Source organism: Paenibacillus sp. CCS19 (assembly GCF_033239625.1).
GTDB lineage: Bacteria > Bacillota > Bacilli > Paenibacillales > Paenibacillaceae > Paenibacillus_T.
The window spans coordinates 306,813-330,350 of the sequence record NZ_BTCK01000001.1 but is presented as its reverse complement, the minus strand read 5'-3'; the positions used below and the strand labels follow the sequence as shown (position 1 = coordinate 330,350).

Below are 23,538 nucleotides of genomic sequence, written 5' to 3'. Positions count from 1 at the left end.
GGCTACAGGTCTCCAAAATCAAAATCGTTCAGCTCATCGAGCTGAACCTTCTCTTCCTCGTTGAGCGGACGCTGCAGCGCCTCCCCAACTACATCTGCGCCAGCACCCCACAGATCGCCCATTAATTCGGCAATCGCAGCCTTCTCCCGTGGCTCGAAAGAACCGAACGCTCGGCGCAGAAAGACGAGCGACCGCTTGAATGGCTCTTCTTCCAGCGAAGCAATGTATTGATCCAGCCCCTGCCACAGATATGGGCGCGACAGCAGCCCATATCGATTGCGCATCGCCAGTCCCTCGAACCAGCCTGCGCCAATGTCTGCCGGGATGCCAGGCGACAGCCGCCGCGATACCTCCATTGCGCACTGCTCTTCGCCCGCTTCGTGTCGTTCCAACAGAATCGAGAATGCATAACCCGACAGCTTCGCATTCCGGTCATCTCGCTCGGCCAGTTCTTTAAGCTTAGCTGTCCACAGCGTTTCATCGACGACATCATAATGCTCTTGCGCTGCCGTGCTCATGGCATGAATGGCGCTCACCATCGCGTTCGCTGCTTCGTCATTGCACCCTGATGCCTCAAGGAGCAGTAAAGTGCCGCGCAGAAACAACTGCTGAAGGAGCGGGACGAGCGATTCCGTATCGATTCGGCGGATGGAACCGTATTGCAGCAGGATCGAAAGTTCATGTACCGTCATTGCAATCTGTTCGAAATTTCCTGCATCCACAGCGAGCTGCTGGAGCGCATGCGTCGCCTGCCCCATCACTTGCGGCAGACCGCAGTCGCATGACTTGCGAATGAGCTTCGCGGCCGATTCGATGTCGGTGGCGGCGAGCAGCTCCTCGTGAATGACATAAGCCGCAGCCAGCTCGATCGTCTCGCCCTTCAACGTCGATTCGACCGTCTCAATCTCGGCTTCCGGCGACCATTGCAGCACCCAATGCTCCGCCCACGTCGCATCGGCCTGTCTGACATTCCCTTTGCGCGCGAATCGAATGCCAAGAACAAGCAGACGATGAAGGAAGACCGAACGATTCAAGTCCAAGTAAGCCGCTTCCTCCGATTTCACTCGGCGGTTCTCGCGCAGATCAAGCTCTAAGTCTGCTGACACGAGCGACTTGTACTTCTCCAGCTTCAGCCGCTTCAGCTGGCGATTCAGATCATCCTGTACAGGCGTCTGACTGACGCCCTCCGGCAAGCTGCCGATAGCCGTTCCAATATCAATGCGAGCAAGCGCTTCAGCGACAACGCTCAATTCACCATGCCCGAACAGCACGGTTGCAGCATCTCGCAGATCGCGCCATGTCGGCTGCAAACCGTCATGCATCGATGCGAGCGCCTCTGCTAACCGAACCCCCTCGATAACGGAGGCGGTCGAACGCCATGTACCTTGCTCGCGCAGCTGCTGGGCAACAGCCGACAAATACAAGGCAGGCAGCTTGTCCAGCTCGCCATGCTTCATGCTCTGCCACAGCAGCTCGTAATAAGCAGGCGCAACCGTCCCCGCTCCATACCCCGAATGCGAAGACAGCTTGTAATACGAGTAGGGCATCAATGTCATTCGCGTCGCAGCTCGCGGCAGCTTCTGCATGTCGTCGTCGGTCATGATCGGAAGCTGAAGCGTCAATGCCGGCGTATGATGCGCCCCGCTGATAACGACAATTCGATCCGCCTGATGACCGCTTGCAATCGCATCATGAATACGCCGCCTCATATAGGCTTCGCGAATTTCGTTGTAAGCGACCTCCTGCGGAGCGATTCGCCTCTCCATCTCCTCCGTCATGTCCCGAAACGTCGCAGAGAAATGCACGATTGCTTGTTGATAGGCGTCCGGTTGAAGAAGATGCTCGTAGTACCGTTCCCAATACGATTCATAATCCGGTTCGCCCGACAACTCCGTGATACGCGCGTACAGATCATGTTGAATGGAGCCGAAGCTGATCGATTCGGAAGAATCCGAATCACCTTCTTGTTCCGCTGGTTCCGCAGCAGTAACAATAGCCCTGCGCCTCAGCTCATTCAATGCAAGCGACACATCCGTCGGCAGATCGATGAAAGTTGCATGGCTTCCGTTCCGCTGCGCCCACAGGAGCGCTTGATATTCAGGCGAATAGTCGGCAAAAGGATACAGCAGCGTTCGCACCGGCAGCTGTTCCGTATAAGCCAGCATGGCAACAGGCGGCACAACGCCGCGCGCCACAAGTTGAGCCGCAAGGTGCCCCGCGTCGCTTGGCCCTTCAATGAGAACTGCCGTCGGCTTCACCTGGTTCAGCAGGCTGATCAAATGATAGGCACCGGCTGGCGATAGATGCCGGATGCCCCAATAGTGCGGCCCGGTCGCGGCGCCGCTCACCCATTCATCTCCGAGCATGCGCTGTACAGGCTTCGCCATGTTGCACCTCGTTTTTTCATTACATTATCGAGATATTCCTTCCAGACGAGCTGGTCCTTCGCATCGTCCTTCACGATCGCCCCTTGCAGGCCAGCGGCAATATCTTCATCCGTCAGCTGACCGTTGCCGAAGCTTCCTGCAAGTGCCATGCTGCCCGTCAGCAGCGAGATCGCCTCCGCCGTCGAGATGACGCCGCTCGGCGGCTTCACCTTCTCCTTGCCGTCCAGCGTAACGCCGCTGCGCAGCTCGCGGAATATCGTCACAACCTTGCGAATCGCTTCATCATCCGGCTGCGCCGCCCCAAGCTCATAGCTGGCAGCGATCTCGCCAACACGGCGCCGTACAATGTCGATCTCCGTATCAAGGCTGGACGGCGCGGGCAGCACGATAATATTGAACCGCCGCTTCAGCGCCGCGGACATTTCGTTAACGCCGCGATCTCGCGTGTTGGCCGTCGCGATGATCGAGAACCCGCGTTGTGCGGATACTTCACGGCCAAGCTCCGGAATCGCGATCGTCTTCTCGGACAGGATGGAGATGAGCGCATCCTGTACTTCGGACGCGCATCGCGAGATCTCCTCGAAGCGAGCGATGCCGCCGCTCTCCATGGCGCGAAGGATCGGGCTTCGAATGAGTGCTTGATCAGACGGACCCTGCGCCAGAAGGAGCGCGTAGTTCCACGAATACCGCACATGCTCCTCGCTCGTGCCTGCCGTTCCCTGCACCACTTTGGACGAGTCGCCGTGAATGGCGGCCGTCAAATTTTCCGAAAGCCATGACTTCGCCGTTCCCGGTTCGCCGATAAGCAGTAGCGCACGGTCCGTCAGCAGCGTTGCAATCGCCATCTCCACTAAGCGCTTGTTGCCGATATACTTCGGCGTGATCGTCGTTGCTCCCGCCTGTCCTCCAATGAGGAAGGTTAATACCGAACGAGGCGACAGCTGCCATCCCGCGGGCTTCGTATCTTGATCGGCTGCTCGCAGCGCTTCGAGCTCATGAGCATACAGCTTCTCGGCTGGTAATCTTAAGACAGCTTGCTTGTTATCCATCGCCATAATCCAGATCCACTCTCCTCAATTAAATCGGTTGGCGCAGCTTCTATTGCATCTGCGATCTCGATGATTTCTCGGTAATACCACTCGTCCCCAATGATGGCCCGCAGCCGAGGCACATAGCTTCTCGGTAATGCGGCAATCAACTGTTTGGTAGATTCATAAAGATGATGATATCGACTTCGTTCTATTAATTGGAGCAGCAATTCCGGCGATTCTGCGTGCCGAATACGGAATAAAGCGAACATAATGCGTACGTTTATGTAATTGCTCAACCCCGCCTTAATGTCCAGCTTGGCTAGCAAATAAGGAGCGCTGGAAGGATCTGAACGCTGGGTGAAGGCAGATACCAGCACAACGTTATCCGATGAGATAAAGAGCCGCAGCCATCGTGAATCCCAGTCTTCTACCTTTACTCCCCTACTATCGTTATCGGGATATTGAACTTTCACGACGTGCCAGATGGCGTCGCTGAGCTCCTTCGCCTCAGCAGTGGCTGGACGTTCCAGAAGCGGCGAGAATCGTTCATACAGCTCGGACGGCCGCAGCTGCCTGTATGCCGCACGGAATCGGAAAGCCAACAGATTGACCGCATTCGTATGCGGATGTTCCATTAGCAGGCGATTACTATCTTCTGTGTTAATCGAGAGCAGCAGCTCGGCTGCGTTATCCCGAACAACCTCGGTCTCCGGTGCGATAAACTCCGCGCTCGATAAGATCGTGCGAAGCAGTGCAAAGCATTCCTCTGTGCACGCAAGGGTCGCTGGAGAGATGGTAATGCGGCGATGCCAGCTCATGTTCGATGATGCCAGCTCGGTTTCTACGCCATGCAAGCAGAGAACCTCCGCGTGAAGCTGCTCAGCTGCTTTGGTTCGCTCTTTACTCTCCGGCGATGCAGACACGAACTGTTCGACTTGTTGGCTCGCAAGACCGATAATTCGTCTAAGCAGCTTAACGGATTGCGCTCGGCGAATCGGCTCAACGGCAAGATCGCGATCCTTGGATGTGAGCGCTTCACACAAACGGTCTAACGCAGCATCCGTTCCGATGGATGCGAGGGCATGCAGGGCCGCCTGCCGTACCTCTTTACGCTTGTCGCGGCTCAGCTCCAGCAATAACGATTCCTGCTGCTTGTAATCGCCCAACAGGCTGATCGCTGCAATCTTTAAGTCAACCGAACCCTGCGTGGCTGCGTTCAGCAGCAATTGTTCAACTTCCGCAGAAACTCCGCTAAGTTGGTGAATCAGCTGCAGTCTGCGGACGTCCCCCTTGCCTCCTTGAACATTGATCTGCTCACGCAGCACCGGGACTGCCAGCTGACCATAACCTGTGCGGATCGTGTCGGTTATGAGCTCTGCAATCTCAGGAAAGGTTTCGTCCAACGCGCGGCACATAACCGGAAGCGCACGAAGGTCCATGTGGATGCCGTCTTGCACAGCCTGTCTGAGCTGTTCCAGTCTTCCTTGCCCTTTGGTCGTCAGGATATCGAGCAAAGGCTTTAATCGCCGATAGGATATGTCCGTCGATAACGGAATACCTGTACTTATTACGGGATGAAGTTCGCCTGCCGTCTCCGTCTTCCCCTGCGTATGCAGCACAGCGCTCAGAAGCGTCGCCAACTCCAGCAGCTTCACGGCACTGTCTTCGCGCGAGGCGGTCAGCACAGCGTCAGACGCATCCGCAATCCGATTGAACACTGGCGCGGATTCGCCCAGCTTCTTCAATTGCGGCTGCAGCTTCGCGATACGCAGATCTCCCTGCGCCAGCGCGCTGCCTGCGATGAACAAGCGCCGAACCTCTTGCTGCAAGTCATGCAATAGCTCTACACTCATGGTCGTCTCTCCTCTAATACAGCAGCCGAACAAGCCGGCTATCCGTCATTATGCTCATCAATTGGGCAACCAGCCGGCCGCTATCCATCTCATGACGGAACATGATAAGCGCTGCTTGATCCTTCAACTCTTCCGGCTGCATCAGCCCGAGAATGACATGCGGCTGCTGCGGTGTTTCCAACAAGTTCGACACGAGCGGAATTTGTTTGTTCTGCGCGTCGCGCAGGATGTAGGTTTCATCGTCCACTCGCTCAACCGATTGGAAGGCGACGAGTGCGGCAGGCATTTTGTCCGAGAGAGGATTCTTGACCTGATTCTTCACTTTCTTGATCACATCCGGATAAGAAACGGCAGCTAGCTGCTTTACCTTGCGGTAGTCGGCCTCATGAACGTCTCGGAAACGGGAATGCTCCCATCGAACACGCGCATTCAGCTCGCCCGGATAGATAAACAGCTCATCGGTCTGAATAACCGCATAGATCGAATCCTCTTCTTTCATTTGCTTCGCAGCGCGGAAAGGACGCAGATGACGGGTCACGCGAATCGTGCCATCCTCCAAATCGATCCACCATCCGGTGTCTACGAACTCGCCGCGGGCATGGTCCGCATAGGACAAGAACGAAAGCTGCAGCAGCTCTACGCTCGGCTTGGTCCGACCAAGTTCGCGCAGCTCAGCCAGCTGCCAAGCATGGCCTAACAGCTCCTCCAGCGTCGAATCCGTCTCCATCGGCAGATCCGGCTGCTCAGCACGTTGTTCGAGATACGAACGGCTCTTCTTCACGAGCGACTGAAAGTAGATCAGCTGCTCTATCGCCTGCGTGTAGCTCGCTTCTCGATCGTTAGCTTCACGGAGCAGAAGCAGCAGCTCGCGGAGCGCCGCCTGTGCACCTGGTATGTAATAATTGCCCAATTGCTTTGCTTGATCGTCAATGAGCTGAATGGATTTTTTATCCATGCTGCCTAAGCCATTATGCACGAGTTGCAGGACCAGCTTGTCTAGGATCGACAGACCTTCGAGCTGAGCAGCAATTTTCTTCACTAACGCCGATTTGTTCACTTTGCGCGGAGCTTTCGGGGCACCTTCACTCTCGGCAGCCTGCTTCTTCTCTTCCCGCTTCTCCGCCTTGTCGCGTTTGTCTGCGATGTCCGCTGGTACATCCGCTGTCTCGAAACCTGCGTTAGCGACGTAAGCATAGAGCAGCCCGAGATTATGCTTGCACGGGAATTGACGGCTTGGGCAGGTGCAGCGAAAGACAGGATTGCCTTCTTGAATAAAATCAATCGAGCAGCGATACGGCTCTTTGCCGCTGCCCTTGCACGCTCCGAACAAGAGCGTACGGTCTTCCGTTACGCATCGGACAGGAAAACTATTTTTACGAGCAAGATCCCTGCCGTTCTTGATTGCCCCCGCATTAGGAGCGAGACTATCGACATAGGCTTCCGTTAATGTGTTCATCTTCTACCTCGCATGGATCAGGATTACACTAATTTCCACATCACCTGGATTTTTTCCTGTCTGTCATGATCAGAAAGCTCTGGATGATAAATACGCTATTCATCGGTCCGAATATGTCTTGATTGTGATTAATGAGAAAATAAAGAAATTGATTATTGTCGCAAGAAGTAAGATAATATGAAAATCGATTTTATGAATGTGAGAGGGTAATTGGCAATGAAGATCAATTTGAAGTATAAAAGCATTGTTTTTGCATTTCTGATGGCTTTCAGCATGAGTTTATTTATTTCTTTCATCTTATCTTCGATCAACCTCGGCTACAGCGACAGCAGCTTGTTCCTGCATTCGTGGTTAAAGACGTGGTCCCAGGCCTTTATTTGCGCCTTCTTCGGCGCTTACTTCTTCCCTAAGGGCATTCAGAGGGTAATGAAGAAGATTCATTTTGTGGACAAAACAAATTAGCGGCCTCACTTATACCGATAGGTTCGTTACAATGAGCCGCCTTCAATAAACTGCACGCCAGTTGTTAGACTTGATCTAACATGGGGTGCAGTTTTTATTTGTCGAACACCGACAATGTAGGACTTCGTTACTATTATCATATTAAATACAAACTTTTTGTAAGTACCTTGACAAAAGGAATTACATCGAGCTATCATAATTTTACCATGTGTTCTGTATAACGTCAGGAGCTTATGGGAAAAACTGTTCAACGGTGATGTTACCTTAACACAAGGAACCAACTGACAACCTAAGGAGGAAGTAAAATGTCGAAATTGAATATCGGTATTATTCTTGGCAGCACGCGCCAAGGTCGTGTAAGTCCGCAAGTTGGTGAGTGGGTCAAGAGCGTTGCTGACAAACGCGGCGATGCAAACTATGAAATCGTAGATATCGCAGATTACAAACTTCCACTCCTTGGCGAAGCTGATGCAACAGAACAAGCTACAGCTTGGAACGCGAAGCTTGCTACGCTCGACGGCTTCGTATTCATCGTGCAAGAATACAACCACAGCATTACTGGCGCGCTGAAGAATGCACTCGACTATGCACGTGATGCATGGAACAACAAAGCTGCTGGTATCGTGAGCTATGGCTCCGTTGGCGGCGCACGCGCTGCTGAGCACCTCAGAGGCATCCTCGGCGAGCTGTCTGTCGCAGACGTTCGCGTACACCCTGCCCTCTCCCTGTTCACGGACTTCGAGAACGGCTCGGTATTCAAGCCAAACGACCTTCACCTGACGAATGTCAACGGCATGCTTGACCAAGTTCTTGCTTGGAGCGGCGCCCTGAAGACGCTTCGTCAATAGTCGGTTCGATCATCGAATCCTAATCAAGCTGAAGCTGTCCTTCCGTCAATTGACGGTGGACAGCTTTTTTCGTATAACTCGATGACAACACGACTTCCAATGAATTGGGTGTTGTTTCCTACACTCCAAGAGCTAAGCCTGAATAAGATTGTGTAGCGAACAAACATCCAGCGACGCCAGTCTAGAAGGAGGATGTCACCAGCGTGAAACGAAAGCCTGGCAAGAACAACACACCTGTGCAGAAGCAATTAAGCGCAACCCATCGATTCTTCCAGAAGTTGGGATATAAAGACGAGGAACAGCTTCGGTTCGTGCTGGTCCATGATGCGCAGAACAATTACTACCAGCGATACAGCAGCAACAGCAATGACAACAATGCTTATAACAGAATGCCGGTCATCCCCTTATATAAGCCCTTTCATCTCATCGAACAGCAAGTGCCGTTCATTACGTTCTACTCGACTAACGGTCAGCCTGTTCACCTGTTCGGGCAGAACGCGCGAGGATATGCCATCTTCATGGAAGTGAATTATCGGCAGTCACGCCAGAGCAGCTTTCAAGACATACGCGCGCATTTCATCGATGTCGACCTGAACAAAGCGTCCACCATAACGGATACGAAGGAGCAAGCATTGGAGAAGGCAAAGTCGCTCAAAGCTTCTAAGTCCGAGTCCATCGCCTCTGTCAGCATTACTCGCACCCCTAACAGCAGATACCTCCTGCTGGCGGAGCGAACGAAATCCCGCATCGAGCAATTAAAGAAAACCTACTTGAATCGACATCGCAGCAGCATTAAAGACGCCATGATCGTGGAGACGAAGAACGGCTTTCATATGTACTGGCCGATACAGGATGGATCGCTCGACAAGTTCGAACCGATTCAGAAAGCGTTAGTGAACAAATTCAACTCCGATCCGAGAATTACCAATCTCTCAAGAGCGATGCGAGTGCCCGGCTTCTATCATATGAAAGATCCAAGCGACCCCTTCATGGTCAAAGTAAAGCAATGGGGCCGATCTCAGCCCTTCTCGCAAAATGAACTTGTTTCATCGCTGCAGTTGAACGTCGGCGCCGGCGCGCAACGCACTCAGCGGTCCCGATTAATCATGTAATTCAGCAGATGTTCTAGAAAAACGATGCGACGAGATAGGCTGTGGAGCGCATCCATCGCAAGACAGTAATGCTTCAACATCGCTTTGTTCGCCCCATCTATTCCTAACACGGTCACGAAAGTCGATCGATCGTTCTCGACATCCTTGCCGACCGGCTTCCCGAGCAATCGCTCATCGCCCTCCGTATCCAGCAGATCATCTTTGATCTGGAACGCGATTCCCGCATGGTAGGCGTATGTTTTCAGTACCGTAATCTCCTGCTCATTCACTTGTGCCAGAATGGCTGGCATGACCAATGCAGCTTCGAATGCGATACCTGTTTTGTAGTAACAAATCGTATTCAACTGCTCCTGCGTCAGTACCATGCGCTTGGTACTCAGATCCATCGCTTGCCCCGCGCATAGATCCTCCGCCTTGAGCGCGGAATAACGAATGAGCGCAAGCACATGATTCGGGTCGAAAGACTGCAGCGAAGCTTGTTCCTGCGTTGCGCGTTGAATGAGCAGGAGGCCCGTTAATTCGGCGGTAGCGCTGTTATGCACTTGATGAAGCGTCGCCCGTCCTCTTCGAGTGTCCGCATTATCCTGCGAAGGCAAATCGTCGAAGATGAGCGATGCCGTATGCATATATTCCAACGATCGCAATAATGGCACGATTGACGATGGCTGCAAGCCGTATTCATGAACCCCCATCACCCAGGTCAATACAGGACGCAGACGCTTCCCGTCTCCGGTAAGGCTGTAATTCGCAGCGTCGATCAGCGTCTCTTTCATCGGGAGCATGCCTTCGGTCTTCGCAATCTGCAGCGTACTGTTGATTTGTTCCTTCGCCGCTCGAACGGTTTCAGCGAATTGTTCCTTCTGCTGCTTCTCCTCTCTCAGGTGAACGACCAATTGGTCTCGAATCAGCTTATCGAGGAAATCCACATCATCCGCTTGCTTAACCATCTGTTGAATCAACCGATTAAACGCTGGAGCATCCGGGGCAAAAATCGCCATCATCCGATTGTACGCTTCTGCTCCTAGTCGCTTCAGGCAGCGCTTCAGTCCGTTGATCACCCGATTCAGAATAACCTCGCGGGCTTTCGGATCATGGTGGTACACGTCGTGGATCAGATGGCTTATGACCGTCCAATATAATTCGAACGGGTTGATTAGATCCGGCCGCTGCTCGCGGTGGGCCAAATAATACGTAAAGGGTGTTACGGCGCCATCTCGTTGATCATCAAACAAGTCCGCAAAATCGTCGGCGAGCTGATTGTAAATCCCATAATGAAAAGTCCGATGTTCGAACCCCTCATCCGAATTCGAACCTAAGACGGAACGAGCGATCAAGCGGGAAGAAGCGGATTTTAATATGATAGGAATGTAGAGCTCTTCGTTCGTGTAGGCTGCGTGAGTCAACACCTTCGCGCGGTCGATCTCCTGTGAATGAAAAAATACATAGGCCTGCTCGAAAAAAAACTGCTGCGTCTCGGGCTGCTGATGTTTCTTAATATATTCGAACGCCTCTTGGAGCTCGGCGTGCACGAAGTGAACCAGCTTCGCGTTCGAACCGCTCCACTCGCGAAGAGCCGGCACCGATCCGGTCAGCAGCGCCTCCCGTATCATGCGGGAATACTGCGCTTTCTCATCCGTTGACAACACCTGCGCATCCAGCAGATCGTCTACGAAAGGATAGGTCAATCCATAGGAGTAACCGAGCCTAATGGCTTCATCCAATCTTCGGCTGCGCACTGCAGGCGAGCGCTCCTCGATTAACGCTTCGTTCGCATGCATGACGACGCCAACAATAATCTTGATCAGCTTGCGTTGTGCATGTTCGGCACTCATTCCCTCTGGCATGTGATCCGATACGTTCTTCAGCTTGCCAAGCGCCCAGATGACGGCCGTCTCTACGCCTTCCTTCTGCGCCCATTGATAGAGCTCTGCCATACTAATGAATGTCGGCGTTTCTCCCCTGCCTGCCTTGGAAGGTTGAGCGAGAAGACGTTTGACATCGCTGACAACGCGCTGGATTCGCGCTTTTACAGCTGGTTCATCCAACGCCATGCCGAGATCGCGCATATAAATATAGGAGACGCTGCGATCCAGATAAGCCTCCAATCTATTGGTACGATGCATCCATTGCATATATCGATGGTAATCAGTTGTATTCGATTGTGTTGTACGTCGCATCAGTATTGCCAACCATGACCGACTTGACGTATGGGTTCTCTTCCATTGGCCTATGTCTTCTGTCAGAGTCGTTACATACGACTTTCTCTGCAGCTGCTCATGCAGCGACGCAAAATATTGACTTGCCTTGCTCTCAGCCAGCCGATAACTAGAATCGGCGTGGACAATGGATTGCATATTCATCTATAGATATACCTCAGCTTCTCTGTCGTCTACCAGTATGCCTATTGTATACGAAGCAAAATTATTCTGGTTACGCAAAGACGCGTTGACCAACCTACTCTTATCAAAAATAGGTGCAACCGCAAGCAAACTGACAGCTGTCTGCACATTTGTACTTTCCTTAAGTCAGCTCGGCCATTTGGCGCGAAACCTTGCAGACGCCTGCTTCATAATCGGATTGCCATGCCCGAAACAAGCGATTTCATAGTCAAGTTGGCCAACCATTCTGAGCGTCTCAAGTCCTTGCTCCAGATGCTCGTACCCAATATTTAAATTCAGTCCGGACATATTGGCTGCAAGATCTCCTGCAAACAATACGCCGCCATGGCTCGGAAGCAGAAACGCAAAGTGCCCGTAGCTGTGACCTGGCGTGAAGATCGCTTGCAATCCGCCGGCGAAATCAAGAACCTTTCCATGTTGCAGCACACCATCAAGCGGCGCTGGCTCAACTACGCCGTCGCCTCGGATGAGAATACGGAACAGAATAGCGTTCAATAACCCTGGAGCGGGCTTAATCGTCCGCTGTTTCTCCCGCTTGGACACGATGGAGATATCTTGTTCGCTGGCATAAATCCGAACGTCAGGCACTTCTTGTTTAAGGGCGCCGAGACTGCCGGCATGATCGGGATGAGCATGCGTCAGCAGAATGGTCCTCAGATCCGATGATTCACAGCCTAGTGAGCGAATCGCCTGAAGGATAGCGGGAGCACTTCCTTCATAACCCGTGTCAATCAAGACGAGACCTTGCTCGGTTTCCAGCAAATAGACATTCACTTGTCTGATCGGCAATCTATAGACGCGATCCACGACTCGCTGCAACGTCATCTCTCATACCCCCGGATATCTGTTCTTGTCAGAACATATGCCGGACAATCCTATTCCATGTACTTCTCGTAATAGCCTTTTTGCTGCAGGTCAGCCTACAACGGGATCTCTTTGATGACCCTCGCAGGATTGCCGCCTACAACGACGTTATCCGGTACATCCTTCGTAACGACCGCGCCTGATGCGATCACAACGTTATGACCGATCGTCACCCCCGGGTTGATGACCGCGCGTCCGCCGATCCATACGTTGTTGCCGATGACGATCGGCTTGCCGAATTCAGCGCCGGAGGTACGCTCCTTCGCATGAAGCGGATGGGTTGCTGTGTACACATGCACACCAGGCGCTATGAAACAATTGTCGCCGATTCGAATTTCGCAAACGTCGAGAAACACACAATCGAAGTTGGCATAGAAATTGTCGCCGACATGGATGTTATAGCCATAATCGCAGCGGAATGTCGGTTCCACGTAAGCACCTTTACCTACCGTACCGAACAACTCATTTATTAGTTCAGACCGTACACCGAACTCGGTCTCCAAGGTTTCATTATACAAACGGGTCAGACGGCGTGCGTTCACACGATCCCTCACCAATTCCTCGTCTCCGGCAAAATAGAGCTCGCCGCGAAGCATCTTTTCTTTCTCCGTTGTCATCTTCCATAGCTCCTTCCACTTCATTTAATATCCGTTCCATTATAACCCAGCCAACAGCCGAAGAATACGCCGCGTTGCGGGGTTGCGCATACAAAGAAGCCCTGTCTGTATAAGCAGACAAGGCGAATAATCTGAATAATTGGAGCTTAATTTCGATTATTAACTGCATTAATTACTATCTATATTTAATGTCATAAAATAAATACTTAATGCCATTACATATTCCTGCGATATTGTCCTCCGACCTCGTACAATGCTCGCGTAATCTGCCCGAGCGTGGCAACACGAACCGTGTCCATTAACATCGCAAATAGGTTACCATCCGCGCGTGCAGCCTGCTTCAATCGATCCAAAGCAGCGGCGCATTCATGCTGATGCTTCTGCCGGAACGCCTGCAAATTGTTGATCTGCGTCTGCTTCTCTGCTTCCGTCGAACGGGCAAGCTCCAACTCCCCCATCTGCGCCTCCTGCGCTCCTGCATTCATGAATGTATTGACGCCGATGATCGGCAGTTCGCCCGTATGCTTCTTATGCTCGTAATGAAGCGATTCCTCTTGAATGCGGCCCCGCTGATATTCCGTCTCCATCGCGCCGAGCACGCCTCCGCGGTCATGCAGCCGCTGAAACTCACGCAGTACCGCTTCTTCGACAAGGTCGGTTAATTCCTCTACAGCGAACGATCCCTGCAGCGGGTTCTCGATCTTCGCCATGCCGAATTCGCGATTAATAATGAGCTGGATGGCCATCGCCCGGCGCACGGAGTTCTCCGTCGGTGTCGTCACGGCCTCGTCATACGCATTCGTATGAAGCGAATTGCAGTTGTCATAGATCGCGATCAGCGCTTGCAGCGTCGTACGAATATCATTGAAGTCCATCTCCTGCGCATGCAGGGAGCGCCCCGAAGTTTGAATATGATACTTCAGCTTCTGGCTCCGCTCATTGCCGCCGTAACGGTTCTTCATCACGACAGCCCATATTCTGCGCGCCACTCGGCCCATCACACTGTACTCTGGATCCAGACCATTGCTGAAGAAGAAAGACAGGTTAGGAGCAAACTCATCAATCTTCATCCCGCGGGACAAATAATACTCCACATACGTGAACCCATTCGCCAGCGTGAACGCCAGCTGCGTAATCGGATTCGCTCCTGCTTCAGCAATATGGTACCCGCTAATGCTGACCGAGTAATAATTTCGCACCTGATGTTCGATAAAATATTGCTGGATATCGCCCATCATTCTAAGCGCGAATTCGGTTGAGAAAATACACGTATTCTGACCTTGATCTTCCTTCAGAATATCCGCCTGAACCGTACCGCGAACCGTCCGCAATGTCTCCGCTTGGATCGCTTCAAACTCTGCCGGATTCGGTGCTCTGCCCTGCGTCAAGGCAAATCGTTCAACCTGCTGATCAACCGCAGTATTCATATACATCGCCAGAATGATCGGCGCAGGTCCGTTAATCGTCATCGATACGCTGACGGACGGGTGACAAAGGTCGAAGCCCGCGTACAGCTTCTTCATATCGTCCAACGTGCAGATGCTGACGCCGCTGTTGCCGATTTTGCCATAAATGTCGGGCCTTGTATCCGGATCCTGCCCATATAAGGTGACGCTGTCGAACGCAGTCGACAATCGCTTGGCTTCATCATTCATGCACAAGTAATGAAAACGACGGTTCGTTCGATCCGGCGTCCCTTCACCGGCGAATTGGCGCTTCGGATCCTCGTTCGTTCGCTTGAACGGGAATACGCCTGCCGTATAGGGGTAGTAGCCCGGCAAATTCTCCAACATCAGCCATCGCAGCATGTCGCCGTCTTCGCTGTATCTTGGCAGACTAATGCGAGGAATGCGGCTTCCCGATAACGACTCGGTGTATAGTTCCGTCATGATCTCCGTGTTCCGAACCTTCGTGGTAAGTCGATCTTGAAGGTATTGTGCTCGGACCGCCGGCCAGTCGATTAAGCGCTTACGATATTCGGGATGCAGCCGTGCTTCAGTCTGCGAGATCATGCCGTCCAATTTCTCCAACAATGACTGAGCATTCGGCACTCCAGCTTCAGTTGGAGCTCCGTCATCCGCCTGTACGATCTGCCGGACACCCTTCAATTGAGCAAGCTGCCTAGCTATCGTCGCTTGCTCATCTACCTGCTGCCTGTATTCGCGAACGGTAATGAGGATCTCTCGCAAATATCCCGTTCGTTCAGGCGGTATAATGTGACGCGATGCCGATTGTTCTACCCGACTTCCAGTGCTGGCAGCGGACACCTTGCTCCCTGTCGTCTGTCGTATAGGCCAGTGGACTCCCGTTTTCTTCACAACGATCTGCATGAGTGTGGCAAAAAGCGCCGTCGTCCCCGGGTCGTTGAACCGGCTTGCCATCGTGCCAAGCACGGGCAATTCCGCATCGGGCACATCGAACAACAGCCGACTCCGTTTGAACTGCTTGCGCACGTCTCGAAGCGCATCCTCCGATCCTCGTCGCTCGAATTTATTAATGACAATGATGTCGGCATAGTCGATCATGTCGATTTTCTCCAGCTGCGAAGCCGCGCCGTATTCACTTGTCATCACATAGACGGCGATATCGCATAGATCAACAATCGCAGCCCCGCCCTGTCCAATGCCGCTCGTCTCTATGACGATCAGATCGAAACACGCCCTAGTCACAATCGCGATCGCATCTTTCAGCGCATCGCTTATTTCAGATCCGGAACCTCTTGTCGCGAGACTTCGCATATATACATTCGGATGGTGGATGGCGTTCATTCGAATGCGATCGCCAAGCAGCGCGCCTCCAGACTTCAGCTTGGAGGGGTCAATCGACAGGATGGCGATCGACCGGTCCGGGTAATGATCGAGAAAGCGGCGGACCAGCTCGTCGGTCAGCGAGCTTTTGCCCGCGCCACCTGTCCCTGTAATGCCAATGACTGGCGTCGATGCGTGAGCGACATCTTTCTTGTGATTAATAGAAGCAGTTATTGAATGCAGCACAGCCTCGCTGTCTCTATCTAACGGAAGCTGTGCGGCTCGTTCCTCTGCCAACGTGATAAGCCGCGCAATGGAGCCGTCATTGCGAGTCTGCAGAACGGCATAGTCAAGCTCCGCCATCTTCGGCGTCGGATGATCGCAAGCGCGTATCATTTCGTTGATCATTCCCTGCAGACCCAGCTGTCGTCCATCCTCTGGCGAGAACACGCGGGCAATGCCGCGCTGCTGCAGCTGCTCGATCTCTGCAGGAATGATGACGCCGCCACCGCCTGCGAAAATACGAATATGACCTGCTCCCTCTTGCTGAAGCAGATCATGCATATAGGTCAAATATTCAATATGACCGCCCTGATAAGAACTGACGGCAATGCCCTGCACATCCTCTTGAATCGCCGTACGAACAACCTCTTGGACCGAACGGTTATGGCCGAGATGCACAACCTCGACGCCAGACGATTGCAAGATTCGCCGCATGATATTAATGGAAGCGTCGTGTCCATCGAACAGCGCGGCAGCCGTTACAAAACGAACATAGCAGCTTGGGCGATACACATCTGTCTGCACAGCTTCTCCTCCCCGCTCTGTACGTGATCATGCAGTCTATATGGACATCTTGTTTGTTTGCTCTACCGGTCGTATTTCTCTTCGTTCTGGGAACAAGATCTCTTCCAAGTACTTCTTATTGTGCAGCACAGATGCATCGTTGGGCCGATATTCCCTTGCCTTCTCGTTGTGCATATAAGCGCGCTGATGATCGCCGAGCCGATCATAGCAGACGCACAACTGCAGATGCGGCAGCCAGGTGGCGCATTGATCGTTGCGAAGCGACCAAGTCTGTGCCGACTTCGGCGTGCTTAACGCCGCTTGATACCAATAGGCAGCTGTATCATACGCCTTCTTCTGCAGATGCCAGTACCCGATCCGGCAGCAGAACTCCGGTAGCGGCGTGCCGTAGCGAAACGAGATTAACGCATAATGAAGCATCATATCATCGTTGCCAAGAGCAGAATAACAATCCGACAGCTTGGCGCAAGCCGAGATGTTATCCTCTACCCAGCCTTCTCCTCCAAGGAGAAATTTGGCATATTGGATGATCGCCTGCTCGTATTGGCTATGATCCTTAAGCTCGTTCGCGTAGTAGAACGTATCTCTCGCATTGAACGTTTCTCCTGCCGCTAGCCGCTTCTCATAGATACGCAGATTTCGGTCGCTGTCATGCCGCAGACTCGCATGCGTTACCGCAATATCGGATGCTATCGAAGGACCATACACCTCGAGGTATTCATGCACCGCACCGATCCAGCGAAACCCGCGTGACCGCTTCACAAGCCGATTGCGGCGCAGCGAGCTCGTTACCCTGCCGTATTCATCCTTCGCTAGATGATAGTTCATAGACACCGCATCGATGTCCGGCGACAGATCGTCCTTCAGCTTCAGCAGCTTCTCTTGGTCGACTTCGAGCAACACATCATCTGCATCAAGCCACATAATATATTCGGACGTAGCTAAGCTGAACGCATAGTTCCGCGCCGCGGCGAAGTCATCCATCCATTCGAACGAATAGAGCGCACTCGTATATTCGGCCGCAATCTCTCTTGTTCGGTCCGTCGAACCGGTGTCGACGATGACGATTTCATCGGCGGCAGCGCGAACGGAGTCTAGACAGCGTGCAAGCACGTCCTCTTCATTTTTCACAATTAGAACGACACTGATCGTAATCACAAGCCACCTATCCTTTCCCCATAAGTCCACAATGGCCTGCCGCATTGCAAGACAAGCTGTTTCCTTAAAGTGCACACGCGACGAATAGTACTAATTTATGGAACATAATTTCCAATATGACTATTGTCGAAGGGAGCGGTGAGATGACAACGCGGCGTGTACTAATCGGCAGTCCGGTCTGCCAGAAACAATCGATTCTCGCTTTATTCCTGCAGGCTGCAGCAAGACTTACGCAGCGTACATGGACTTGCGATTATGTCCTAGTCGACGATAACGAGGATCCCGCTTCCCGCCTGCTGCTAGTGCAATTCGCCGATTCGCTTCGAAGCGAGGGCAAGTCAAAGGTTGAGATTATCGATGGAAGGTCAGGCAGCAGCCCAAGGATGACGTATTACAAGGACGAAGCGACGCATTACTGGAACGACGATCTGATTGACAAAATCGCAGGCTGGAAAGATCATATGATCCAATTGGCTCGCGATGGCGGTTATGATGCGCTGCTGCTGGTGGACTCCGACCTTATCCTTCATCCGGAGACGGTAGAATCGCTGCTGGAGGCCGATCGCCCGATCGTATCGAGTTTATTCTGGACGCGATGGCAGCAAGGCGGTCCGGAGCTTCCGCAGGTATGGATCAAAGATCACTATTGGCCATGGCAGGGCAGTGATGAGGCCTCGCCTGAAGCCGTTGCTGCAAGAAACGATCTGCTCGTCAAACTGCAAACCCCCGGCGTATATGAAGTAGGCGGGTTAGGCGCCTGTACGTTGATCAGCCGCCTTGCACTCGATCAACCCATATCGTTCCAGCGCATACCGAACCTGTCCTTGTGGGGCGAGGATCGGCATTTTTGCGTTCGCGCAGCTGCACTTGGCATTGAACTGGCTGTGGATACGCACTACCCCATTGTCCATGTATACCGGGAATCGGATTTGCTCAAGGCGCATCAATTCTTCCGCACAACAGAGCCTGCCGGCAGCAGCAGAGCGAAGCAAGTCTTCGAGCTGCTTGTTCGCCAAGCTGGACCGAAGCTTGTGCTGTCGATGGTCGCATGCAATGAGGAAGGCCGCTATCTAGACGATGCGCTGCGCAGACACCGGGAATACATCGACGGCGCTGTCATTATCGATGACGGGAGCACGGATGCGACGGCGGACATCATTCATGAACGATTGCAAGGCATTCCGCTCTATTACGTTCGGAACGAGCAGTCCAAGTTCACCAATGAGATCGAGCTGCGGCGGCAGCAGTGGAATGCAACGGTCCAGTTGAACCCCTCTTGGATTCTTAATCTGGACGCGGATGAGTATTTCGAAGACCGGTTCACGCAGGATGTGCACGGGCTATTGGCTAATTCGGCGGCACACACGTATTGCTTCCGTTTGTACGATTTCTGGAACGAGCATCAGTACCGCGAAGATGAATTTTGGCAGGCGCATCGGACGTATCGTCCTTTCCTCACTCGCTATGTGGCGGGCTTTCCTTATGTTTGGAACGAAATGAAGCTGCACTGCGGAAGGTTTCCGCGCAACCTGATGGACATCATGCCAACGCTCTCTCCCCTGCGGTTGAAACATTGGGGCTGGGCACGCGAATCGGATCGACGATTGAAGGCCGAACGCTACGAACAGCTGGATCCTGGCGCTCGATATGGCTGGAAGGAGCAATATGATTCGATTCTTAGCAGCAATCCGAGACTGATCAATTGGCAGGAGGATGAGAACGCCGTCCATTCGAAATCGATACCGACAGCAATGAAATGAGGAGTTGAATGAGATGGATAATGAAATTCCGATTACAGCCTCTCAGCTGAATGCGCTCAAGAAGCTGTTGAATGACCTTGCCGCATTGCTCCCTTCCGTGCTCGGTTCACCTACTCCTAGCAGCATCGCGCAGCTGAATGCTCTTCTTCGGGAGCTGCGCCGATTGGTGCTTGCGATCAATTTAGAAGTGGTGGAACAAGCAGCATTGCTGACGCTTCTTGAGAATTACATTACGTTAGCGGAAGTATTCCCTTTCACTCCGCTTGGCGCAGCCGTCATTACGGAGGAGCTGCTGATGTCGCTCGGCACCGTCATCCTGCGTTTCGCTGTTGATCCACCGGATAAAGATGAGCTCATTAGCCTCATTCGCTCGAATCAGCAGCGGCTTGCTGCCAGCTTCGGGCAGCTTGGTTCGCAATCCGGTGCGCCAGGACCCGCTGGACCGCAAGGACCGCCTGGGGCGCCTGGCTCAGCAGGCTCGATAGGCCCTGCTGGTCCGCAAGGTGTGCCGGGACCGCAGGGACCGCAAGGGCCTGCAGGTGAGATCGGTCCAGCTGGACCTCAAGGTCCCGCGGGGGCGGAAGGTGTGGCTGGCCCGCAAGGCGCTGCCGGTTCAGCAGGTGCCACGGGCGTAACGGGAGCGACCGGGGCGACCGGCGTTGGGCTGCAAGGCGTCACCTTTTTTAACCCGGCAAGCGCGTCAAAATATTCCGAAAACCAACTTGTTGTTTATAATGGCAGTCTATATATCACGAATACAGATCATCCAACCGGAACTCCTGGGTCGTCACCTGATTATACGCTGCTAGTGGCGAGAGGCGATACGGGCAGCGGCTCGACTGGGGCGACTGGGTTTACTGGAGCTACTGGAGCAACAGGTGTGACAGGCGTGACAGGAAACACAGGATTAACAGGCGCAACCGGCATTGGTGTAACGGGTGCCACTGGGGAGACGGGTACTGCTGGTACGCAAGGTGCGACAGGTTCGCCAGGAGCTACTGGCGCAACTGGCGCCACCGGGGAAACCGGCGTTGCAGGATCGCCTGGTGCGACTGGTACACCAGGTGTGACTGGCGCAACTGGGGCTACAGGGGAAACTGGCGCTACTGGCGCCACCGGGGAAACCGGCGTTGCAGGATCGCCTGGTGCTACTGGTTCACCTGGTGCAACGGGTGCAACTGGGGCCATGGGTGAGACCGGAACTCCTGGTACGCAAGGTGCGACTGGTGCACCCGGCGCTACGGGCGCTACGGGTGCTACAGGGGCCACGGGTGAAACCGGTACTGCCGGTACGCAAGGTGCGACTGGTGCACCCGGCGCTACGGGCGCTACGGGTGCTACTGGGGCCACTGGTGAAACCGGTACTGCCGGTACGCCAGGTGCGACTGGTTCACCTGGCGCTACGGGCGCAACTGGTGCTACCGGAGAAACAGGTGTTGCCGGTACGCCAGGTGCGACTGGTTCACCTGGCTCAACGGGGGCCACGGGTGAGACTGGTACTGCCGGTACGCCAGGCGCGACTGGTGCAGCAGGAGCAACGGGTACGACAGGCACCACTGGGGCAACGGGAGCAACTGGCAGTGCTTTCACGGATGTTCACGCTTTTGCAGCCAATACAACGGGCGCCGTTATCACAATCGTACTCGGCGGTACGCTTATTCCGCTCCCGGATGCGCAGCTATTTAACGGAGGCTTCACAATCAATGGTACCGACGATACGATAACCATACCTGTGACGGGCACGTATATGGTTACCTATCAAGTGAATACGACGGCAGCACTCGCAATAGGAACTCAGTTGCTAGTGAATGCCGCCCCAGTAACAGCGAGCATCTTAGATCCTGTCTTGTCCGCTTCCCAGTTCAATAATGTTGTCGTCATCAATCTTGCCGCTGGGGATACGGTCTCGCTTCAGATGTTCGGCGTGCTTGGTGCTGCGACATTAATAACGGGAGCCGGAGCTGCCTTAACCATTATTCTGCTGTCCTAATTGAACCATCTAAATAAACAAGCACGAACCTGACTCCTTCGGAATCTTGTTCGTGCTTGTTTTGCGTTTATTTAACTTGTCGACTCACCTTCAACCCGCTCATAATAAAATGCATTGCAGTTTGTTTAATCTGCGTAATCTCTTCCTGCGTCTTAGCAGGAGCATGCGCGTTTGTCTTCAGGTCGATTTTGGCAGAAAGACTTATGCCTCGAATGATGAGCAGCGTATGAGCAAGCGACTCAAAGTGAAACACGCCTTGCTCCCTGCCCCGCAGCAGCAGCTCCTCCAGTTTCGCCCACACTGGCTGTACATATGATCGTACAATATCGGTGCGAGTGGAATGCAAGATCAACTCTTGATCGATGATCAAGCTCAAATGATAGTCCTCGAAGCTCATCGAGATAATCTGATCCATTAGAAATTGCAGGCCTGTCAACGGGTCGCGATTTAATAACTCAGCCTGCTCCATCCTTGTGCCAGGAAAGAACGTCTCGAAGATATGCTGAAACACCTTATCCTTCCCGCCAAAATAGTAGGAAACGAGCGAAATATTCGCATTTGCTTTGTCGCATATTTGCCGAATCGTCGTGCCATCAAACCCTTGTACCGCGAACAGTTCCTTAGCCGCTAGTAAGATGCGCTGCTTGACATCCTGCTCCATCCGTCATACTCCCTCTGCCCAATTAGGTATATGGAAAAGCTTAACATGCAGCTCAGTATTGTTCAAACGTTTGATTAAACCGCTGCATCAGTTAGTCACTGTTTCTTGGGATACTGCGGTTTGCACTTCTATTGCTGCGGGTTGTTTCTTCATTCTCAATTGAATAAGGATGAAGCCGAGCGCTGCACTGATCACGAGAATGAGGAATAGAATCGCTGCATCATCCCACGTATGAATCCCGCCGAAGGCTAGGTTGAACAATCCATCTACCGCATATGTTGCAGGCAAGTATTGACCCAACGACTTGAAGAATCCGCTGAGCACTTCACGTGGTACGATCGTCCCCGAAGTAACCAGCTGCAAAGAAAGCATCATCATATTAATGAACATGCCGGCCATACCGAGCAGAAGCAGAAATAGCTGTGCGAAGAACATAAACGTGAGAAGCATCAGCATGCTGAACAGCCAGAACAACAGGAACCCGCTCTCCATCTGTCCGCCAAGCGCATAGATAAGCGTTGAGCCAACGATTGAGATGATAATTGCACCGCCTACATTAAGCACGACTCTTGCCGCAAAATGCTGCCGCGCCGACAGTGCCGATCCAATCGTTAGCGTCACCTGCTGCAGATTCATTGCCATGAGCATCGCACCTACGAATGACCCTAACACGAGCATCATTGGAAGCATCTGATTGTGCATCCCTTGGATCGGGTGAAGCGTCTCCGTCTGCGCCTCAACCTTCGAGAGCAGCGCTTGCGACGTCTGCCCCGCTTGTTCTTCAGGCATCTTCATCTGTTCCAGCACCGATTGTATTCCTTGCTGCGTTGTATGATCTTTCAACTGCTGCGTTATGCGCGCAACCACACTGTCCATCACACTTCTCGTCATCTGTGGATTCGACTGGTTGACTGTAAAATGAATCGTTGCTTTCGCATTCGGCGTCGTCAAGCTGCTGCCGAATTCACTCGGTATCGTCATTATGAGATGCACCTTGCGGCGTTCCAATTCCGTACGTGCGTCCTCTGCACTTGGCGTTATGATTTCGAAAGGCAGGCTTTCTCTGAACTGTTCAATCAACTGGTTGCCGAATTCCCCATCCTCATTCACTACAGCAATCTTCAAGCGGTCCGTCCGATCACTGACACCATCATAAGCAGTCATCCAGCATACGACGAAAATCGTTAGCGCCATCAATGCGACAACTAATGCCACGATCGTTTGCGGTTTGGTCAAATAAGCCCTCAATGCCGTTTTCATTTTCAACACCCTCATTTCATTCAATCGTTTTAAACAAACGTTTTAAACTGTTGTTTGAATAATAAATTACCATCGGTCCCCTTACCTGTCAATACCCAAATAAAAAGTCTGAGAGGACACCACTAC

Annotated in this window: 16 protein-coding genes; 5 read left to right on the top strand and 11 right to left on the bottom strand. The window is 52.8% G+C overall.

The annotated features are described in order from the left end of the window. Positions 1-2: 2 nt before the first annotated feature. The 4 genes from SBI19_RS01605 to SBI19_RS01590 are packed head-to-tail and all read right to left on the bottom strand — an operon-like array spanning position 3 to position 6,727. Positions 3-2,387, bottom strand: coding sequence for a DUF5682 family protein (locus tag SBI19_RS01605; RefSeq protein ID WP_317964447.1), 2,385 nt, complete (start codon positions 2,385-2,387; stop codon positions 3-5). After that, on the bottom strand, positions 2,345-3,436 hold the full coding sequence (locus SBI19_RS01600) for an ATP-binding protein (protein ID WP_317964589.1): 1,092 nt from the start codon (positions 3,434-3,436) through the stop codon (positions 2,345-2,347). Before SBI19_RS01600 ends, SBI19_RS01605 begins: the two co-directional genes overlap by 43 nt. Next, positions 3,412-5,271 carry a HEAT repeat domain-containing protein gene (locus SBI19_RS01595; RefSeq protein ID WP_317964446.1) on the bottom strand — a complete coding sequence of 620 codons (1,860 nt, stop codon included), beginning with the start codon at positions 5,269-5,271 and terminating at the stop codon, positions 3,412-3,414. The genes SBI19_RS01600 and SBI19_RS01595 overlap by 25 nt, the downstream gene beginning before the upstream one ends. 13 nt (positions 5,272-5,284) lie before the next feature. Next, a complete protein-coding gene (locus SBI19_RS01590; RefSeq protein ID WP_317964445.1) occupies positions 5,285-6,727 on the bottom strand; it encodes an SWIM zinc finger family protein in 1,443 nt (480 codons plus the stop codon). A gap of 216 nt (positions 6,728-6,943) precedes the next feature. Here SBI19_RS01590 and SBI19_RS01585 point away from each other — a divergent pair, with 216 nt between their 5' ends. From SBI19_RS01585 to SBI19_RS01575, 3 genes are all read left to right on the top strand, one after another. Then, positions 6,944-7,189 carry a DUF2798 domain-containing protein gene (locus tag SBI19_RS01585; protein WP_317964444.1) on the top strand — a complete coding sequence of 82 codons (246 nt, stop codon included), beginning with the start codon at positions 6,944-6,946 and terminating at the stop codon, positions 7,187-7,189. 305 nt (positions 7,190-7,494) lie between these two features. Beyond that, a complete protein-coding gene (locus tag SBI19_RS01580) occupies positions 7,495-8,037 on the top strand; it encodes an NADPH-dependent FMN reductase (protein WP_317964443.1) in 543 nt (180 codons plus the stop codon). 203 nt (positions 8,038-8,240) lie between these two features. Further along, positions 8,241-9,149 (top strand): DNA-primase RepB domain-containing protein, encoded by a 909-nt coding sequence (locus SBI19_RS01575; protein WP_317964442.1) that lies wholly within the window; start codon positions 8,241-8,243, stop codon positions 9,147-9,149. Here SBI19_RS01575 and SBI19_RS01570 read toward each other — a convergent pair. From SBI19_RS01570 to SBI19_RS01550, 5 genes are all read right to left on the bottom strand, one after another. Then, the gene (locus SBI19_RS01570) at positions 9,125-11,509 is read right to left on the bottom strand and encodes a polyprenyl synthetase family protein (RefSeq protein ID WP_317964441.1); all 2,385 of its coding nucleotides are present in this window, start codon (positions 11,507-11,509) and stop codon (positions 9,125-9,127) included. The two genes, SBI19_RS01575 and SBI19_RS01570, sit on opposite strands and share 25 nt — an antisense overlap. A gap of 165 nt (positions 11,510-11,674) precedes the next feature. Continuing rightward, a complete protein-coding gene (locus tag SBI19_RS01565; protein ID WP_317964440.1) occupies positions 11,675-12,373 on the bottom strand; it encodes an MBL fold metallo-hydrolase in 699 nt (232 codons plus the stop codon). Between the two features lie 95 nt (positions 12,374-12,468). Beyond that, positions 12,469-13,029 carry a maltose acetyltransferase domain-containing protein gene (locus SBI19_RS01560; protein ID WP_317964439.1) on the bottom strand — a complete coding sequence of 187 codons (561 nt, stop codon included), beginning with the start codon at positions 13,027-13,029 and terminating at the stop codon, positions 12,469-12,471. Between the two features lie 215 nt (positions 13,030-13,244). Beyond that, positions 13,245-16,583 carry a fused isobutyryl-CoA mutase/GTPase IcmF gene (icmF, locus tag SBI19_RS01555; protein WP_317964438.1) on the bottom strand — a complete coding sequence of 1,113 codons (3,339 nt, stop codon included), beginning with the start codon at positions 16,581-16,583 and terminating at the stop codon, positions 13,245-13,247. 36 nt (positions 16,584-16,619) lie between these two features. Then, a complete protein-coding gene (locus tag SBI19_RS01550; protein ID WP_317964437.1) occupies positions 16,620-17,741 on the bottom strand; it encodes a glycosyltransferase family 2 protein in 1,122 nt (373 codons plus the stop codon). 143 nt (positions 17,742-17,884) lie between these two features. On the opposite strand from SBI19_RS01550, the gene SBI19_RS01545 reads away from it, so the two are divergent. Together SBI19_RS01545 and SBI19_RS01540 are read left to right on the top strand one after the other, a co-directional pair. Next, positions 17,885-19,501 (top strand): glycosyltransferase, encoded by a 1,617-nt coding sequence (locus tag SBI19_RS01545; RefSeq protein ID WP_317964436.1) that lies wholly within the window; start codon positions 17,885-17,887, stop codon positions 19,499-19,501. Between the two features lie 13 nt (positions 19,502-19,514). Then, the gene (locus SBI19_RS01540) at positions 19,515-21,491 is read left to right on the top strand and encodes a BclA C-terminal domain-containing protein (RefSeq protein WP_317964435.1); all 1,977 of its coding nucleotides are present in this window, start codon (positions 19,515-19,517) and stop codon (positions 21,489-21,491) included. A 67-nt stretch (positions 21,492-21,558) separates the two neighbouring features. Here SBI19_RS01540 and SBI19_RS01535 read toward each other — a convergent pair whose 3' ends face one another. Then, the gene (locus SBI19_RS01535; protein WP_317964434.1) at positions 21,559-22,152 is read right to left on the bottom strand and encodes a TetR/AcrR family transcriptional regulator; all 594 of its coding nucleotides are present in this window, start codon (positions 22,150-22,152) and stop codon (positions 21,559-21,561) included. A gap of 87 nt (positions 22,153-22,239) precedes the next feature. After that, positions 22,240-23,412 carry a YhgE/Pip domain-containing protein gene (locus SBI19_RS01530; protein WP_317964433.1) on the bottom strand — a complete coding sequence of 391 codons (1,173 nt, stop codon included), beginning with the start codon at positions 23,410-23,412 and terminating at the stop codon, positions 22,240-22,242. Positions 23,413-23,538 lie beyond the last annotated feature (126 nt).

What these genes read in the sequence shown, in the direction of transcription:
- SBI19_RS01560 (WP_317964439.1), bottom strand. Translation starts at nt 13,029, where the DNA reads ATGACAACGGAGAAAGAAAAGATGCTTCGCGGCGAGCTCTATTTTGCC.
- SBI19_RS01565 (WP_317964440.1), bottom strand. Translation starts at nt 12,373, where the DNA reads ATGACGTTGCAGCGAGTCGTGGATCGCGTCTATAGATTGCCGATCAGA.
- SBI19_RS01585 (WP_317964444.1), top strand. Translation starts at nt 6,944, where the DNA reads ATGAAGATCAATTTGAAGTATAAAAGCATTGTTTTTGCATTTCTGATG.
- SBI19_RS01535 (WP_317964434.1), bottom strand. Translation starts at nt 22,152, where the DNA reads ATGGAGCAGGATGTCAAGCAGCGCATCTTACTAGCGGCTAAGGAACTG.
- SBI19_RS01580 (WP_317964443.1), top strand. Translation starts at nt 7,495, where the DNA reads ATGTCGAAATTGAATATCGGTATTATTCTTGGCAGCACGCGCCAAGGT.
- SBI19_RS01600 (WP_317964589.1), bottom strand. Translation starts at nt 3,436, where the DNA reads ATGGATAACAAGCAAGCTGTCTTAAGATTACCAGCCGAGAAGCTGTAT.
- SBI19_RS01590 (WP_317964445.1), bottom strand. Translation starts at nt 6,727, where the DNA reads ATGAACACATTAACGGAAGCCTATGTCGATAGTCTCGCTCCTAATGCG.
- SBI19_RS01570 (WP_317964441.1), bottom strand. Translation starts at nt 11,509, where the DNA reads ATGAATATGCAATCCATTGTCCACGCCGATTCTAGTTATCGGCTGGCT.
- SBI19_RS01530 (WP_317964433.1), bottom strand. Translation starts at nt 23,412, where the DNA reads ATGAAAACGGCATTGAGGGCTTATTTGACCAAACCGCAAACGATCGTG.
- SBI19_RS01545 (WP_317964436.1), top strand. Translation starts at nt 17,885, where the DNA reads ATGACAACGCGGCGTGTACTAATCGGCAGTCCGGTCTGCCAGAAACAA.
- SBI19_RS01605 (WP_317964447.1), bottom strand. Translation starts at nt 2,387, where the DNA reads ATGGCGAAGCCTGTACAGCGCATGCTCGGAGATGAATGGGTGAGCGGC.
- SBI19_RS01595 (WP_317964446.1), bottom strand. Translation starts at nt 5,271, where the DNA reads ATGAGTGTAGAGCTATTGCATGACTTGCAGCAAGAGGTTCGGCGCTTG.
- SBI19_RS01540 (WP_317964435.1), top strand. Translation starts at nt 19,515, where the DNA reads ATGGATAATGAAATTCCGATTACAGCCTCTCAGCTGAATGCGCTCAAG.